This window comes from Shouchella miscanthi, from assembly GCF_007725405.1.
Classification (GTDB): domain Bacteria; phylum Bacillota; class Bacilli; order Bacillales; family Bacillaceae_D; genus Shouchella; species Shouchella hunanensis.
In genome coordinates, this window is record NZ_CP042163.1 from 535,254 (window position 1) to 551,687 (window position 16,434).

The 16,434-nt window shown below is 41.0% G+C and carries 17 protein-coding genes; 13 read left to right on the plus strand and 4 right to left on the minus strand.

The genetic code is table 11. The features are described 5' to 3' along the window. Positions 1-2 precede the first annotated feature (2 nt). From FPV17_RS02800 to FPV17_RS02825, 6 genes are all read left to right on the plus strand, one after another. Entirely contained in the window at positions 3-167 is a 165-nt protein-coding gene (locus FPV17_RS02800) for a YvrJ family protein (protein ID WP_078440252.1), read from the plus strand. Beyond that, entirely contained in the window at positions 167-856 is a 690-nt protein-coding gene (locus tag FPV17_RS02805) for an N-acetylmuramoyl-L-alanine amidase (protein ID WP_144557847.1), read from the plus strand. The genes FPV17_RS02800 and FPV17_RS02805 overlap by 1 nt, the downstream gene beginning before the upstream one ends. A gap of 375 nt (positions 857-1,231) precedes the next feature. After that, the gene (locus FPV17_RS02810) at positions 1,232-2,563 is read left to right on the plus strand and encodes a hemolysin family protein (RefSeq protein WP_144557849.1); all 1,332 of its coding nucleotides are present in this window, start codon (positions 1,232-1,234) and stop codon (positions 2,561-2,563) included. Positions 2,564-2,604: 41 nt separating this feature from the next. Then, entirely contained in the window at positions 2,605-3,663 is a 1,059-nt protein-coding gene (locus FPV17_RS02815; RefSeq protein WP_144557851.1) for a hemolysin family protein, read from the plus strand. A 412-nt stretch (positions 3,664-4,075) separates the two neighbouring features. Continuing rightward, the gene (locus FPV17_RS02820) at positions 4,076-4,339 is read left to right on the plus strand and encodes a YesK family protein (protein ID WP_052008128.1); all 264 of its coding nucleotides are present in this window, start codon (positions 4,076-4,078) and stop codon (positions 4,337-4,339) included. A 476-nt stretch (positions 4,340-4,815) separates the two neighbouring features. Beyond that, positions 4,816-5,325, plus strand: coding sequence for a DinB family protein (locus FPV17_RS02825; protein WP_144557853.1), 510 nt, complete (start codon positions 4,816-4,818; stop codon positions 5,323-5,325). Positions 5,326-5,405: 80 nt separating this feature from the next. Here FPV17_RS02825 and FPV17_RS02830 read toward each other — a convergent pair whose 3' ends face one another. Continuing rightward, the gene (locus FPV17_RS02830) at positions 5,406-5,774 is read right to left on the minus strand and encodes a hypothetical protein (protein ID WP_144557855.1); all 369 of its coding nucleotides are present in this window, start codon (positions 5,772-5,774) and stop codon (positions 5,406-5,408) included. A 161-nt stretch (positions 5,775-5,935) separates the two neighbouring features. Between FPV17_RS02830 and FPV17_RS02835 the strand changes: the two genes are divergently transcribed. Further along, the gene (locus tag FPV17_RS02835) at positions 5,936-7,138 is read left to right on the plus strand and encodes a glycoside hydrolase family 5 protein (protein ID WP_144557857.1); all 1,203 of its coding nucleotides are present in this window, start codon (positions 5,936-5,938) and stop codon (positions 7,136-7,138) included. Positions 7,139-7,265: 127 nt separating this feature from the next. Here FPV17_RS02835 and FPV17_RS02840 read toward each other — a convergent pair whose 3' ends face one another. After that, positions 7,266-7,721, minus strand: coding sequence for a VOC family protein (locus FPV17_RS02840; protein WP_144557859.1), 456 nt, complete (start codon positions 7,719-7,721; stop codon positions 7,266-7,268). Between the two features lie 509 nt (positions 7,722-8,230). Between FPV17_RS02840 and FPV17_RS02845 the strand changes: the two genes are divergently transcribed. Next, a complete protein-coding gene (locus FPV17_RS02845; protein WP_144557861.1) occupies positions 8,231-9,217 on the plus strand; it encodes an aldo/keto reductase in 987 nt (328 codons plus the stop codon). 441 nt (positions 9,218-9,658) lie between these two features. On the opposite strand, the gene bla is transcribed toward FPV17_RS02845, so the two are convergent. Further along, positions 9,659-10,561 carry a class A beta-lactamase gene (gene bla, locus FPV17_RS02850; protein ID WP_246117112.1) on the minus strand — a complete coding sequence of 301 codons (903 nt, stop codon included), beginning with the start codon at positions 10,559-10,561 and terminating at the stop codon, positions 9,659-9,661. 130 nt (positions 10,562-10,691) lie between these two features. Between bla and FPV17_RS02855 the strand changes: the two genes are divergently transcribed. Continuing rightward, the gene (locus tag FPV17_RS02855) at positions 10,692-12,440 is read left to right on the plus strand and encodes a BlaR1 family beta-lactam sensor/signal transducer (protein WP_144557865.1); all 1,749 of its coding nucleotides are present in this window, start codon (positions 10,692-10,694) and stop codon (positions 12,438-12,440) included. After that, positions 12,441-12,818, plus strand: a complete 378-nt coding sequence (gene blaI, locus FPV17_RS02860; RefSeq protein WP_055735753.1) for a penicillinase repressor BlaI — start codon at positions 12,441-12,443, stop codon at positions 12,816-12,818. 152 nt (positions 12,819-12,970) lie between these two features. Here blaI and FPV17_RS02865 read toward each other — a convergent pair whose 3' ends face one another. Further along, complete coding sequence (locus FPV17_RS02865) at positions 12,971-13,234, minus strand: hypothetical protein (RefSeq protein ID WP_144557867.1); 264 nt, start codon at positions 13,232-13,234, stop codon at positions 12,971-12,973. A gap of 108 nt (positions 13,235-13,342) precedes the next feature. Here FPV17_RS02865 and FPV17_RS02870 point away from each other — a divergent pair, with 108 nt between their 5' ends. From FPV17_RS02870 to FPV17_RS02880, 3 genes are all read left to right on the plus strand, one after another. Next, positions 13,343-13,540 carry a hypothetical protein gene (locus FPV17_RS02870; protein ID WP_246117113.1) on the plus strand — a complete coding sequence of 66 codons (198 nt, stop codon included), beginning with the start codon at positions 13,343-13,345 and terminating at the stop codon, positions 13,538-13,540. A 215-nt stretch (positions 13,541-13,755) separates the two neighbouring features. After that, entirely contained in the window at positions 13,756-14,118 is a 363-nt protein-coding gene (locus tag FPV17_RS02875) for a hypothetical protein (protein ID WP_144557869.1), read from the plus strand. 155 nt (positions 14,119-14,273) lie between these two features. Further along, positions 14,274-16,334, plus strand: coding sequence for a glycoside hydrolase domain-containing protein (locus FPV17_RS02880; protein WP_144557871.1), 2,061 nt, complete (start codon positions 14,274-14,276; stop codon positions 16,332-16,334). Positions 16,335-16,434: the final 100 nt, after the last annotated feature.

The following is a 16,434-nucleotide window of genomic DNA, read 5'->3' on the forward strand; positions in this document are numbered from 1 at the left end:
ATATGGAAAATCTACCTGATTGGGCAATTTTGTTAGGGAACTTTGGTTTTCCCACGCTCGTGGCTGTTTATTTACTCATTCGTTTTGAAAAACGGATTGAACATTTAACAGATGCGATTCGTGAACTAGAGAGAAGCACACATCAACAGAATGGAGGAAAACGATAATGGAACTAAAACAAGATTTTATCCCACAATCAAATTCAAATCGTCCGCAGACTGCTTTACGCCCAACGCATATTACGGTTCATGAGACCGCTAATACGTCTAATGGGGCAAATGCCGAAATGCATGCACGTTACGTAAAGGGGGCAGATGCTCAGGCAAGACAAGTCTCATGGCATGTGACGGTGGATGATACTCAAGCGATTCAACACTTGCCTTTTAACGAAGTCGGTTGGCACGCTGGTGCAAACGGGAATCGCCAATCAATAGGGATTGAAATTTGTGTAAACCGAGATGGCAACTTTCCGCAGGCACGAGCAAACGCCATTTCCTTAGTGCGACGATTAATGAATGAACTATCAATTGGCATCAATTCAGTTGTTACGCACCAACATTGGACAGGCAAAAACTGTCCAGCAAATTTATTACCTTCTTGGAATCAATTTATTGCGGATGTTCGAGCAGGTACAAGCCCTGAACCGGCACCACCGATGGAGGGTCGTCTACTTCGCGTTATTGTCGACAGCTTATGGATTTACAATCGACCGGATTGGAATGCACGCTATACGACGGTTTCAAGAAATGAAGTGTTCACCATTGCCGAGCAATTAACAGTAAATGGCTCACGCATGTATCGATTAAAAAGCGGGCTCTATATTACGGCGAATCCGTCCTACGTTCAATTGATCTAAAAAAACAGCCTGTCTCACTAGTGTGGGACAGGCTTTTGTAAAGTTTGTGTAAATGTATTTTGTAAGATGTGACGCAAACCGCTTCCGGTTAAGAGAATTTGCTATAATCCTCTTACACCAAATGCGTGAGGAAGCCCGAACGTAAAGGTGTTTAGCCAACAATACGTTAACGATAGGGAGGGACACCCATTGGGAAGGCGACGCTTTTTAACAGAAATCAAACGGAACTAGCGCAAGAAACGGTTGCTTTTCTAAGCTGCCCTCTTTGTCATTCATAAAAGATTGAGGAGCTAAAGAGAAAAGTGAATCTGTTTCTGAGAGTGACCGAAACCAACAACAATTCTTGGAGGTGAATCCCTTCTTTAAGGGAAATCATTGGAAGTAAGCACATTTATTAATCTCTTGCTCATTGTACTATTTTTAGCATTAACCGCTTTCTTTGTAGCTTCTGAATTTGCGGTCGTCAAGATCCGAAGCTCACGAATTGATCAACTGATTGCGGAAGGAAATAAACAGGCGACTGTCGCCAAAACAATTACGCAGAACCTCGATTACTATTTATCGGCCTGTCAGCTTGGGATTACCGTAACAGCTTTAGGTCTAGGTGCACTTGGTAAGCCTGCTGTAAGTAGTTTAATGTATCCTTTGTTTGACTTCTTTAATGTGTCAGACTCCTTATCATCTGCCATTTCTTATGCGGTTGCGTTTCTACTTGTGACCTATTTACACGTTGTCATCGGGGAAATGGCGCCTAAAACATTGGCAATTCAATTCTCGGAAAAAATGACTTTGCTTTTATCAGGACCATTGTATTGGTTCGGTAAACTGATGTACCCATTTATTCTGACGTTAAATGGTGCCTCTCGTTTATTGTTAAGCGTGTTTGGCGTCAAGCCGCTTGGTCATGATCAAGCGTACACAGAAGAAGAACTTAAAATTATTATGGCGCAAAGCTATGCAGGCGGGGCGATTGATAAAGAAGAACTTCAATATATGGAGAACGTCTTTTCATTTGACGAACATGTGGCAAAAGACATTATGGTGCCACGTACAGAAATGATTACCATCCATGAAGGCATGACGATAGAGGAACTCGTGGCGTTAATGGATCGCTACAACTATACGCGATACCCAGTTATAGAAGATGGCGACAAAGACAATATTATTGGCGTCGTCAATGCGAAGAAAATGCTTCAAGCGATTGTTGCTGGAAAAGACGTATCCATTAAGTCCTATATGCGCGAACTTCCATTTATTTTTGAAGCAACGAGCATTCAAGATGTGATGCACAAAATGCAAAAAGAAAAAGTGCATATGGCTGTCATTATTGATGAATTCGGTGGTACGGCAGGTCTTGTCACAATGGAAGAAGTCATTGAAGAATTGGTCGGGGAAATACGTGACGAATTCGATCGGGATGAAGAAAGCGATATCGAACAAGTCGGACCGAACGATTACTTGATTAACGGTCGTGTGCTGTTAAATGATTTAGAGGAGAAATTTGGATTGGTGTTTCATGATCGCGAACACGTGGATACCATCGGTGGCTGGCTCTTACAAAACAGTCACGTCATGGATGGAGCGATCGAAGGCATCCAAATGGAAGTAGAAGGCCATGTTTGGTCGGTTGTCGAAGCAGACGAACACCATGTTAAGAAAGTAAAGTGGACGCAACCCCAACCAGTTAAGCTTACTCAAGCAACTTAAATGATACGGAGGTGAACCCTTCTCTACATGAGAAGGATGAATTGGACCCAATTATTAGTGTAAATCTAACCCTTGTCGCACTCTTTATTCTTTTGACCGGACTGTTTGTCGGTGGAGAATTTGCGATTTTAAAGGTTCGGATGTCAAGGCTTGATCAGCTCGTTTCAGAAGGGAACAAAAAAGCGGTTCTTGCTAAGAAAGTGGCACATGAGCTTGATTACTACCTATCTGCCTGCCAGCTAGGGATTACCATTACAGCGCTTGTGCTAGGTGCATTAGGTGAACCAACTGTTCAAAATATCCTGCGACCTGTGTTTGACTACTACAGCGTCCCAGACGCATTGGCAACCGCTATGTCTTACGCCATTGCCCTTGCTATCGTCACTTTTCTCCACGTGGTAATTGGAGAATTAGCGCCAAAAACACTTGCGATTCAGTTTCCTGAGAAGATGACGCTTCTATTAGCACCTCCCCTTTACTGGTTTGGGGTCATCATGGGACCCTTCATTCGCATTTTAAACGGATCAGCCCGCAAGTTACTAGGGTGGTTTGGCGTTAAACCAGCAGGACATGAGACCGTCTACTCAGAAGAAGAGTTGAAGCTTATCGTCTCAGACAGTTACAATAACGGACAAATCAACCAAACTGAGCTAGCTTATTTGGAAAACATCTTCTCATTTGATGGACGAACATTAAGCGAGATCATGATTCCGCAAGAGCAAGTCGTGACGTTACAGGAAAACATGGAGATCGATGACATTTTAACAACCATTGAGCAACAAGGATACACCCGTTATCCCGTTATAAACCGAGAAGGAACAAGGATCGTTGGTTTTGTAAACACGAAAGAAATGCTCACAAGTATCGCAGCAGGTCGTGCGAACGGGATCGATTCGTACTTGCACCACATCCCACGTGTAAAAGAATCTTTGATCATACAAGACGTCTTCTTAAAGATGAAAGCCACACGCACCCATATGGTGATGGTGACAAATGATCAAGGTGATACATGTGGTCTTGTGACGATGGAAGACATTCTAAGTGAAATTGTCGGTGACTTGGAAGAAGAAGATTACGATAACGTCGGTTTGGCAACGTAAACGAAAGCCTTTAGGGATTTTTCGTGTAAGTCCGGAGAGCGTTATACACACGTGGACACGTATCTTTCAGAAAATAGATCGGGAAACGTTTTAATAGAGGTATCTGTAACGACCAGACTTTTGTCTGGTCGTTTTTGTGCTTTTAAGGTAGTAAGATATAACGAGGCTCTATTGAGATGACTTAGACATGACTCCTTGAATCCATTTCAAAAGGAACAAGGTCACTATCGTTTGTTAGAATTTATCTGAAGGTATATGTAAGGAAGATCACGAAAAGTGTTTAAGATCGACTCTAGAGAATCTAGCTATCTTTACTGAATGACAAACTGCAAAAGCCAATTTTGATGTCCAGAGGAATAAACAACTTCCTCTACACAATGGAGGTAAGTATCCTTAGGAAGGAGGATGTTTGATGTTAATAACGGTTCCTTTAGGAATTGGTTTAGCTATCGGTCTAATTGTTTTCTTAATAACCGTTTTGTTAGGTAGAGGTAAACAAAGTAAGAAAATAGTCTATGTACCGGCAATAATAGCTATTAGTAGTTCATTAGGGTTATTTGCTTATGGTTTTGTAGTTGTTCGAGGTTTTGAAGGAGCAGCTTATTTGTTTTTATCAATAACGATCATTATTAGTGCTACATTTATTTTGTTTTACAGTAAGAGAAAATTGCAATAATAAATAAGAGCTAAGATTATGATTTATAAAAAGGGCTAAAATTTGGGAATGAGTTAATAATAAAAAACTACGAGGAAGAGCACTCCTCATAGTGATGCTAACGTTTTAAGTATTTTCGTAGAGCTTTGGCGCTAAGAAAAAGTAAGTAGAAGACAAAACCAAGACCTATAAAAGCGATCACTTGCAACAATACCGTACCGAAATCGAAAATGATAAGCACCTCCTTGAATCGTTCTAGTTAGTCAATCTACGACGAAGGGAAAGAGGGGGTTTCATTATAATGGGCTCGTAAGCATTCGTGCGATTGATATCTTAATGGGTATTTACTAGCAAAACGAATATATTCCCAACCTAAAGAGACGAATGGGATTGCGAATTTTTTGGAAGTTTGAAATAATTGATAGGGAACTAAAAGTGAACGACGACAGTCTTACACTTGGTAAAGCAAAATGATGATTCCAATAAGGAGGATGTTTATGCGTCCACGGCCTTTGTCTATTGAAAATCCAGAGCATGATCGGTATGTGAGCCTTGTTCCTGATGGCGATATTAAAGACATACTTACTAATCAACGAAATGAGAACATTCCCTTCCTAAGCAGCGTGTCAGAGGAATTAGCAAAAAAGGCATATGCTCCAGGGAAATGGACTTTAAAAGAAGTAATTGGGCATATGACCGATTCGGAACGTGTGATGGCGTATCGAATGCTTGCCATTGCGCGAAATGAAAGGGAACCACTCCCAGCAATGGACCAAAATCAATATGTTTATGCAGCAAACTTTAACAAACAATCGTGGGAACAGTTACTAATTGGTTTAGACGCGGTACGCGCCAACACGTTAAGCCTCATCTTAACGATTGATGATGAGGCGTGGGTTCGTTGCGGGACTGTAATGAACAGTTCGGTATCGGTAGGCGCCATTGCATATGGCATTGCCGGGCACGAATTACACCATATGAAAGTAATTAGAGCTACATACGTATAAGACTGTTTCTAACGATGTACAGAAAAAATCATGGTGTAAGATTTTGGCTGAATCTCAATGTATGGAGTCATTGAAATTGTTTAAGAGCTGTGGCATGTAAGCGTATCATCACTGCGTTTTTTCTGTTTAAACTTTATAATGTCCCAATTTCCATATAATTCCTCATCGCTGAATGTCATTCTCACTTCATAGGTATCATGATTGTCATAAGCAACTAAATCAACTTTGAATTGATGTCCTTCTAAAGTTTTCTTAAAAGAATGACCATGTACGCAACTGAAACTCATTGGATTATCAAATTTCATTTTGAGTTCGTTGGAAATAGTTACGAACAGTATCGATTCAATAATCTGATCTTGTTGACTTTGGGAATTCAATTCGACTTGAGCCTGTATTGGTGTCGTGAAAAGGAAGGTTGCAACCAATAGTATGAGTATAGGTACTTTCATTCATTCAGCTCCTTAAACAGCATTGTCGTTATTATGTACTAAAAGAAGAATGTAACTCACTTTTCACTGCAAGTATTTCCATTCGAAAATGTTAAAAACCGTTGTTTTTTTTCATATATCTTCTCTATAGACCGTATTACTTTAAAAAGGAGAGGATTTGAATGACTGACATGCAAGCTGAAAATGAGCATACGGGGATAGAGCTAAAAAAGGTTATACGCACTACTATCCAAACAGGGGATACACCGTTTTTAAAAACCGATGGGAAGAAAATGCGGAATGAGTTTGGTACTGGTGATGAAGTCATTTTACGTGGAACAAATGCTGGCGGTTGGCTGGTTATGGAGAACTGGATGTCACCAACAAACGCACCTGATCAAAAAACCGCAATGGATACCCTCACTTCACGCTTTGGTGAAGAAACAGCTTGGGAGCTTTTTAACCTTTTTCAAGATACGTACTGGCAAGAAAGTGATTTTGATCGCATTAAAGCGGAGGGAATGAATGTCATCCGGCTTCCCTTCACTTATTTTGAAATGTTGAACGATGACGGTAGCCTAAAAGCAACTGCTTTTGAGCGAATGGATTGGTTTATAAATGAAGCGGAAAAACGAGCACTGTATATTATTTTGGATATGCATGGCGCGCCTGGCTCCCAAAATGGAAAGGACCATTCTGGCGACACACGGTTCCCTGACGTAGGGAATTTATATGGGAACGCTGAGAATATGGATCGGACTGTCTTTTTATGGGAACGTATTGCAGAACGATATAAAGACCATCCATGGATTGCTGGGTACGATTTACTGAACGAGCCTGGCGGTGCAAGTGGAAAGGAACAGTTTGACTTTTATGATCGCCTTTATCGAGCAGTTCGCAGAAAAGATCCAGATCACATCATTATTATAGAAGCGATTTGGGACCCGATGGACCTTCCGCACCCTGACTTGTACGGTTGGCAAAATGTTGTCTATTCGTATCACTTTTATGGATGGGACGACATTAACAACCTTGACTATCAGAAACAGTTTGTGGATTCAAAAGTGACGATGGTTAATGAATGGACCAATTACCCTGTCCCTCTTTTGGTTGGAGAATTTACATTGTTTAGCAACCTACAGAGTTGGGATTACGCGTTACGGGTGTATGATGACCAACGATGGAGTTATACAACTTGGACATATAAGGTAACCGGTCAAGGAAGTAGCTGGGGCATGTACACGGGCAATCCGTTGGAAGTTGATATTTACGCCGACAGTGAAGCAGACATTAGAAGAAAATGGGCAACAGCAGCAACGGAAACCAGTTTCACACGCAATGATCCTATTGTAGATGTCATTCAAAACTATACAAAACGCCCATAGCGTGAAAAAAGAGCAGTCGCCTAGGCGACTGCTCTTTTTAGTAGTCCTTATGAAGCTTATTCAATTCGCATGTTGTAGTCAGACACAACCTGTTGGTCCACATTCTTACGTTTGAAACGTATCTACGCTAGCGGTTTAGTTGAAGCCACTCACTTAAATACATTCGTTCAGTCAGTTCTCTTTTGTTATCAAGTTTACAAATCAATTCTAAACTGTTACCGTCAGGGTCATTAAAATGAATTTTTGCATGTGCATATCCTTTTTGAGGCATGACAAATGGCTCGATTGGTTCAAATCCAAAGGCTTCTCTTGGTTTGTAACCGCGAGTATGTAGCCAATCAACTGAATGCATTAGGTCTTCTAACGATACTTGGAATGCTATGTGTCGGATAGAAGGATGATACTCATAATAGACTTCTTTTGTTTGCCATAAACCTAGCCAACTTTCATTCTTTACAATCCATAAAAAAGCTAGTTTATCTTCAACAGTATGATCCAGTTCAAGTCCTAGACCTACATAAAATTCAATTGATTTCTTGATGTTACTCACAGGTAGATGTGCTTCATATAAACCTTTAATCATTCTAGCAACCTCCGTTTCGTTGTGTTGTAGATGTCTAATAAAACTATAATGGAAATGCCGGTTGAACACTTCAAACATAAGGCATACACAGTCTACAACTTTAGTCGTAGAGTACAACACGATCAACCAAACAAAAAGTAAGTAAAAGAAAAAATAGATCATAGAGTAAAGATGTTTGAGAGAATTTAGAAGAATGATTTAGTTTTAAGAAGAGATTGACGCGAAATAGTGTCAATCTTTTTTATATTTAAGGTGGGAACTGGACAATCATCATAAGAATAGAAGATAAATCCCAACCAATTTTCTAACGTAAGCATTACTAATTGGCGAAATCAATAAGATCAAATAGGGGGAGAGGAACACCAACGATCTATACTCATGGGATCAAGCAATCTGAAGGAATATGGCATCCTACGCTTTTTAAGGAAGAAAAATCCTGCTTATGAGAGGTTTAAACCTCCAGATGAACGGTAAAAGATGCATATGAATGAAACGGAGGAGAATGACATATGGATCACATAAACGAATTACTGACTCAAAAAATAGGACTTGGTACAGCACCCCTAGGCAATATGTTCCGGGAAGTGCCAGAAGTAGAAGCCCAAGCGACAATTGAAGCAGCCTGGAATGCAGGCATTCGTTATTATGACACCGCACCATTTTACGGGGCAGGTCTGGCCGAGCTTCGTTTAGGGAAGTTTCTCTCCAAGCAAAACCGAGATGACTATGTTTTAAGCACAAAGATCGGTCGCGTCATAGAAGATGAAACAGAGGAAAAAGAAGGTCTCTTTACGAATGGTCGAACGAACAAAATTACAACCGACTATTCGGCAGAGGCTACGCACACTTCCATTGATCAAAGCATGGAAAGACTGCAAACAAATCGTCTGGACTTTGTGTTCGTGCACGATTTGTCTCCTGATTTTCTCGGGGACGAATGGATTGCCAAATTTGAAGAAGCACGAACAGGTGCATTCCTTGTTCTTGATGACTTAAAGAAACAAGGTGTCATAAAAGGATGGGGTCTTGGTGTAAACACAACCATCCCAATTGAGCTTGCTCTTCAACTTGAACAAGTGCATCCAACTATTAGTCTACAAGCAACTCAATACACCCTTCTCGATCATGAAGACACATTGCGCCGAATGATGCCTGAAGTCGAGCAATCGAATTCAGCCATTGTGGTAGGTGCACCGTATAGCTCGGGTGCCCTTCTTGGCGGAGATCACTATAACTACGGGGAGATCCCAGGAGACGTTCAAATAAAAATAAACAAACTAACAGAAGTAGCAAAGTCTCACGGCGTCAGCCTAAAAGCAGCAGCGCTCCAGTTCTCAACAGCGCATCCAGCTGTCGCTGCGGTTATTCCGGGATCAACGCGACCTGACCGCATTAAGGAAGACCTCAACGCGTTACAAGAGACGATCCCAGAAGCATTCTGGCAGGAATTAATTGAAAAACAACTCATTTCAGCGGTTGCACCATTGCCGTTGTAAAGGAAAAAGACATTCAGCACACGCTGGATGTCTTTTTATCTGTGAAAAGAACGAGTCAAAACAAAATGAGGTAGTCGGATTGTATCGAACAAATAGAAGTTATTTAGAATGGGTCGATATTGATTGGTGCAGTTATTATGTGGACTGTTTTATTTTCGTTTGTGAATAATGAGTGAAAGGGGAGAAGCATTGGGGAAATTGAGGTCCTAGTAGGGAAATTTTTCATTTAAAACAAAAGTTGCCGATTTTTAGTCAAGCATAACAAACTAGATTTTTAATGGATCGAATGACACACATTTTTATGAAGTACCTTTTGGGAAAATACAGTGTTGAAAAAACACGCCATTAACAGGCGTGTTTTTTTAATAATTTAACGTCTTCTCGTCCATTTAAAAGCGGTGTAGGACTGGTCCGCTGAACAACAAACAAGTTAAGCTACTCTTAAGGCATTTGGCTTGCTCCATACTCGAAATCGTCAATCAGCATGCGCAATGCAGCTTCAGTCGCTTCGGCAATGAGCGCATCATCGGACTCAGCATCTGCTTGTTCCTTGCTTGATAACACAGCGATTACAATTGGATCTTCATCTGGTGGCCAAATAATGCCGATGTCGTTTCGTGTTCCGTAGGAAGCAGAGCCGGTTTTATCGCCGACAAGCCAACCTTCAGGAACACCGGAACGGATGAGTGCGTCGCCTGTGGTGTTATGGATCAGCCAGTCGTTTAACAGCGTTTGTTTTTCTTCGTCAAGTGCATCTCCAAGTGAAAAGGCATAGAGGCTTTCCGCAAGAGCCTTAGCTGTGCTTGTATCGCGTGTTTCTCCAGGTTTAACATCATTTAGTTCCGTCTCCATTCGTTCTGGTTCCGTCGCTTCATCTCCGATTTCTCGGAGTGCCTCTTTAAACCCTGATGGACCGCCAATTTCATTGAAAATAAGATTAGCCGCTGTATTGTCGCTGTAGCGAATCGAGGCATCGCTTATTTCGTGTAGACTCATACCTGTCTCCACATGCTGCTCAGTAATCGGACTATATGTAACAAGGTCAGCTTCGGAAAACAGAATCTGCGTGTCTAACTCGTCAAGGGAAAGCTGTTGTAACAGCACGCCAACCGCCAACGCTTTGTGGGTCGAAGCATAGGCAAAGCGTTCATCCTCGTTGTATGCGATGGTCTGTCCATTACCCGTATCAAATGCATACACGCCTAAGCGTGCATCATAGTGATCTTCAAGCACGGAAAATGTTGCTGCACTGTTCTCGTCATCTGGTTGCTGCTGCTCGGTTGTCTCAGGTGTTCCGCAGGCAGCTAATACGGTTAATGTAAAAATGGCTCCATATCTCTTCAATGTCAATCAACCTTCCGTTATTAAGATTACAACTGTAGTCAATATTACAAATGTAATCTAATTCTGTCAAACGATATTTATTCGTGGTATGATAAACGAAAAACGAAACAAGTGGAGGAGCGTATAACGAATGCTAGTGACACTTCTAGTGCTAACGTTGCTCATTAGCGCACTTTTTCTCGTTCGTCAGGGTATGAAACTAGTGCGACTACCGGCCATTTGGTTGGATCGTTTCTGGTCTCTTCTCTTTGTAGTACTTTTGCTCCCATTTCTCCCCCTTCAAGCCGTTCCTTTTTTTGCTGGAGAGACGAGGGGAGTAGAGCAACTTCCTCAACTTCCTGGAGAAGCGCAACTGACAGAAGCAACAAACATGACGATTTCTGACTTTAGCGTGTCTGTTACTAGGTTTGATTTAGGCTGGCTTGAGTCTGGTTTATTCGTGGTTTGGCTTGGAGGAATCGGATTTGGGTTGTGTCTTATTTTCCAATCCCTCTTTAAGCTAAAAACAATAATTGCTAAGGCGAGAGCTGTAAAGGACTCTCGGTTAACGATCGCTTATGACGCCTGTGTCAAGGAGCTAGGGCTTAAAAAGAAACCACGGCTATTGGAGTCAGACTCAATCGAGTCACCCGTAACATGCGGAATTCTCCGTCCTTATCTCCTTGTTCCGGAAGGTTTGTATAATCTTTTTTCTACCGATGAGATTCGTTACATGTTCCTGCATGAACTAAAGCATCATCAGCTGCACCATCCTCGGATAAATGCGACCGCGCTCTTATTTCAAATCGTTTATTGGTTTCACCCGCTCGTCTGGCTCGCACGAAAAAAGATGGTAATGGACCGAGAGCTTGCCTGTGACGCAGCTGTTATTGAAACAATCGGCATGTGCGAGCGCAAAGCTTACGGGAGGACGCTGCTTCAGTTCATTGAGAAAAAACAATCCCATTCGTCGCTTGAACTCGGTGTTGGCGGGACGAAGAAACAGATTGAGACACGCATTTATTCTCTTATTCACTACCGCAGTTCTTCTAAAAAAGATACGGTCAAAGGTAGTCTTATTTACACGCTCGTAGTGTTGTTCATTGTCCTGCAGACGCCATGGCTTGCTTTAGGAGAGGTAGAGGAGCAAAGGTATTCATTTGATCAGTCAAATGCCAGCTATGAGGAGCTGTCTTCCTTTTTTGCTGATCATGATGGAAGCTTTGTGCTCTACAGCGCTAGACAGGATCACTATTTCATTCATAATCGAGCCAGAAGTGAGCAACGCTATTCACCGAACTCCACATTTAAAATTTATAGTGCCTTGATCGGGCTTGAAGAAGGCATCGTTCAGCCAGATACCGTCCTCGCTTGGGACGGGACAGCACATGATTACCCTGAATGGAACCAGCAACAAACCCTCAATAGCGCGATACAGTATTCGGTTAACTGGTATTTTGAAAAAATAGAAGCAGACATGTCACTTAACCAGATGATGACTTATATCAACGAGTTGAATTACGGCAACAAATCGATTGAGGGGCCGACGCCAGTTTGGCTCGAATCTTCGCTAACCATTTCTCCGGTTGAGCAAGTTGATTTGCTACATCGGTTGTATAGCAACGAACTTCCGTTTCAAGGGGAATCCGTCACGGCGGTTAAAGACGCGCTCTTGCTTGAGCAAACGGGTGAAACCGCATTTTATGGCAAAACAGGGACTGGTGTGGTGAATGAACGGGCTGTGAACGGTTGGTTTGTGGGTTTTGTGGAAACGGCAGACGATACGCTGTTTTTTGCTACGCATCTAGCTGGTGATGAAGAGGCTACGGGACAAAGTGCGGCTGACATAACCCGAGCCATTTTAGTAGATAAAGGAATTCTAACAGGGGGATTGGAGTAAATGAGTAAAACCATGCCGAGCATTTCAGATGCAGAGTGGGAAGTGATGAAGGTACTCTGGAAAAATCCGCCGAAAAGTGCACGTCAAGTCGTGACAGAGCTCAAGGCGCTCGTTGACTGGAAGCCCAAAACAATCCGCACGCATCTTGACCGTTTAACCAAAAAAGAGATTATCAAAGTGAATCGAGATGAGCGGATTTACACGTTTACGCCACTCTTTTCAGAAGATGAGTGTAAGCGGGCAGAAACCAATTCGTTTATTAAACGTGTTCATGACGGCACAACAAAGTCCATGATGCTACAATTCATTGAAGACGAAACCCTCACAAAAGAAGATCTACAGGAGCTTCGGTCCTTGCTTGATGAAAAGCTAGATTAAAGAAAGAGCTGCAAAGGCAGAAGCATCTGCCTTTGCTTTTACCAATGGAGAATAGCACCAATCCATCCGCGTCAATTTTATAGCGTAAAGACGGTAAAGTGTATTGAATACGGAAAAAAACCAACGAATCGGTTGGTATCAATCGTACTCATTTATTTCTCTAAAAATTTCTTACCTCTGTTTTTGTCAACGGCTAAACGTAATAAAACGAAAAGGACACCAACGCCAATCCCAATAGCGGTATAAGCCATAACGTTTCCAACTGTATACTCATCAGAAACTAGAAAACCAACACCGGTAAATACAATAGCAAATGCAACAAGCAATACGGTGATTTTCACACCAGCGTTCATCTGGAACACCCTTCCATTTGTGACCTTATACGGTGGATTCCCAATAGTTACAAAATGAAACATGAGGGGAATATTCCCCTTATGTTTATGAGCAGCGTCCGTCGTCTGTAACCTATGCATGTAATGTGCTACAAGCTGATCCTGCAATAAGTGCTGCAACACCTTAAAGGTTTGGCAAATTCAAAAGTTGGAATTCTATTAGTAACACCTGCAATGTTACGCCGCCTTCTCATACCGATAGTACACGATACCACGTATGAAGCTCTCCGAGATGTCAGTCTGTTACTCGGGTCCAGAAGCGGTCTAGACACCGCTGAAGAACCATTAGCGGATCTTGCTGTTAAACTTGCAGAGCTTGATGAATTGTAAGATTTTTTTTGGCATTTAGTGCAGCTAGTTAGTGAAAACCTGTCCAATAAGGGCAGGTTTTTTATTAGTGTTTTTGAAAACATATGGCTCCGAGCAACCATTTCAATTAAAAATATCTTGTACTTTTATTAGACGAATAACTGTTCAGTATTAACTAAAATTAACTTTAATAAATCACAACGATTTATTAATTCTACTAAAAGGAGCAATCATTTATGGCAACTATTTATCGATCTTATAACCGTCAGATGCACGGAGGTGTTGAATTAAAACCTATTGAAACAGCTATTACCTATGCAATTTCCTCACACAACAATATACCAGTTTCAGTGTACAATTGCGGACCATGTTACGCTTCTTGTGGAACCGTAGATATTCGATTACAACGTATGGTGACGTCTGCGGTTTATGAAACAGTCGGAACAAGGTTAAACAGAAGGTATGGAGACACACGTATTTGCCCTGCTAGAAGTGTTGAAGAAACCTTCACAAATGTACGAAAATCAAGCGTACCTATGCGCGTTCTCTGGACGTTAGAAGGTATCAACGAAACATCTCCAACTTTTTATCACGCTTAATTTTCATCTAATTAAGATCACTATCTTTGAACAAGAAAAATAACTATTAATGAACCAGGAGGAAAAATCCAGTTAACTCTTTTGGGCCAGCTACCTTAGCGGCATGTCCGACTTTACGAAAGGGTGATAATAATCATGTCGATTCCATAATCGTCATGATTCTTCAAGGAGCTATGTGGTGCAAAGGATACAGCCCTGGAGGTTTAACAGGAACATTCGGTCCTGGAACTGAAGATGGTGTCAAACAAATGCAAAGTGACGCTGGACTTACTCCAAATGGAATTGTTACACCGCGTATTTTTCAGGCAATGTTAAATATGGACGCCTATAGATTAGTTAATAATGGCGATGAGAATATCCGATTAATTCAAAGAAATTTGAATGGAAACTACTATAATACAACAGCAATTCAACCTGCTGATGGTCATTATTCAAGAGACACAAATACAGCTCTAATCTATGGCTTGCAACTAGAAGCTAATGTTAGTGGAGCAAATGGTCACTTCGGTCTTGGTACAAGGGCCGCAACTCCAACAATTAGAATAGGTGACTCTCGAACAAACTTTGTTCAATTAATTCAATACTGTTTATATGTGAATAATTATAACCCTGGAAATTTTGGTGGGCGTTTTGATTCAACTATGGAAAATCAGGTTAAAGAATTTCAATCTTTCCACAAGTTACCTTCGGATGGTGTCGTCAATTTAAATACATGGATGTCGTTGCTTGTAAGTACAGGAAACCCTGATGTAAAAGGTTTAGGTATTGATACTTCTTACACTATTACTCCTGCTAGAGCACAAACCTTAGTCAACGATGGAAGACAGATAGTTGGGCGTTATTTAACAGGTTCTTTTGCACTATCATCGGCGGAGTTGAACACCATTTACGGATCAGGTCTTAGAGTTTTTCCGATCTATCAACGATTTGCAGATCATGCGGAATGGTTTTCTTATAATCAGGGCATTATTGATGCGAGAGATGCGATACAAGCAGCAACAACTCTACAGTTTTCTTATAATACAATTATTTATTTTGCAATTGATTTCGATGTGTCATTGCAACAAATAAACAATCTCATAATTCCTTATTTTACGGGTGTACATGAAGAGATAGATCGGTACCATGCAATGGGAGTTTCCTATAGAATTGGTGTCTACGGGCCTAGATATGCATGTACAGTTTTATCAGAAAGAGGATTAACCACTTCTAGTTTTGTAAGCGGTATGTCGACAAGTTTTTTCGGTAATAAAGGACACGTGTTGCCTGAAGACTGGGCTTTTAACCAAGTCAAAGAACACTCAATTGGATCTGGTGCAGGGCTATTAGATATCGATAATTTAATTGTCTCAGGTCGGGACCAAGGAGTATCTTCAAAAGATAATAGTGTCACTACTCCCAATATAGGAGACTATGTTTCCGAAAATGCTCCATTTATGAATAAGTTAAATGAATTATTTAACTTCGCATACGAACGATCAGATGGTGACAATCGAATTGCTAGCATATTGACTCTGAATTATTTACGAAGCGAAAATTATAATTCAACTGTTTGGATTCCTATTGCCGGAGCTATTGATTCAAACTTTGTAGAAGAAGCAGAACAAAGATTTGGCAAACCTTCAGACTTCCCAATTTTATACGATCCAATTACGGGGACTGATATGGATTTTATGCACATGTCAGCAACCTTAAATGCAATACTTTTCCAAAAAACTTTTACAATTGGAGATTTAGCCTCAAAACTCTCTGATTTCGCGGGATGGTTAGGCGATTTAATTACAGTAATAGATGATGCAAAACGTGCATTTGAACAAGGTCGGTTTAATTCCTTATATGATGCTGCTTACTATTATATCGGGCATACATCAGATTCAGCGGGGACATTTCCATTAGAAGATTTATTAGGAGATATGGATGCAATTAATATTGGTAGAGCATTAGATCTTAATGATACCAACGCTAACGTTTATGAGGAAATGAACACTTACTATCGTTTAGGGTTTCGTCGAAGATTCAAACAAGCTGCACATAATCGTTTTGAATATAACCGAGAAGAGATTTATAATGAAGCTTATCAACTATTGACTACTTTAAACCCATTGATTTCTACACCACGTACTTTATTCAGACAAGCTTTCAATGTGGATTCATTTACAAATGAGGAAGCAGAAAATGTAGCAAAGCATTTAGAGACGTTTGTTCAGAGTGGTTAGATAAAGAAGATTAATAATAACGACCACGATATATATCGTGGTCGTTATTTCATAGCATCCAATCAGACAGCCATAAGATCCTAACAATACTAAATAACTA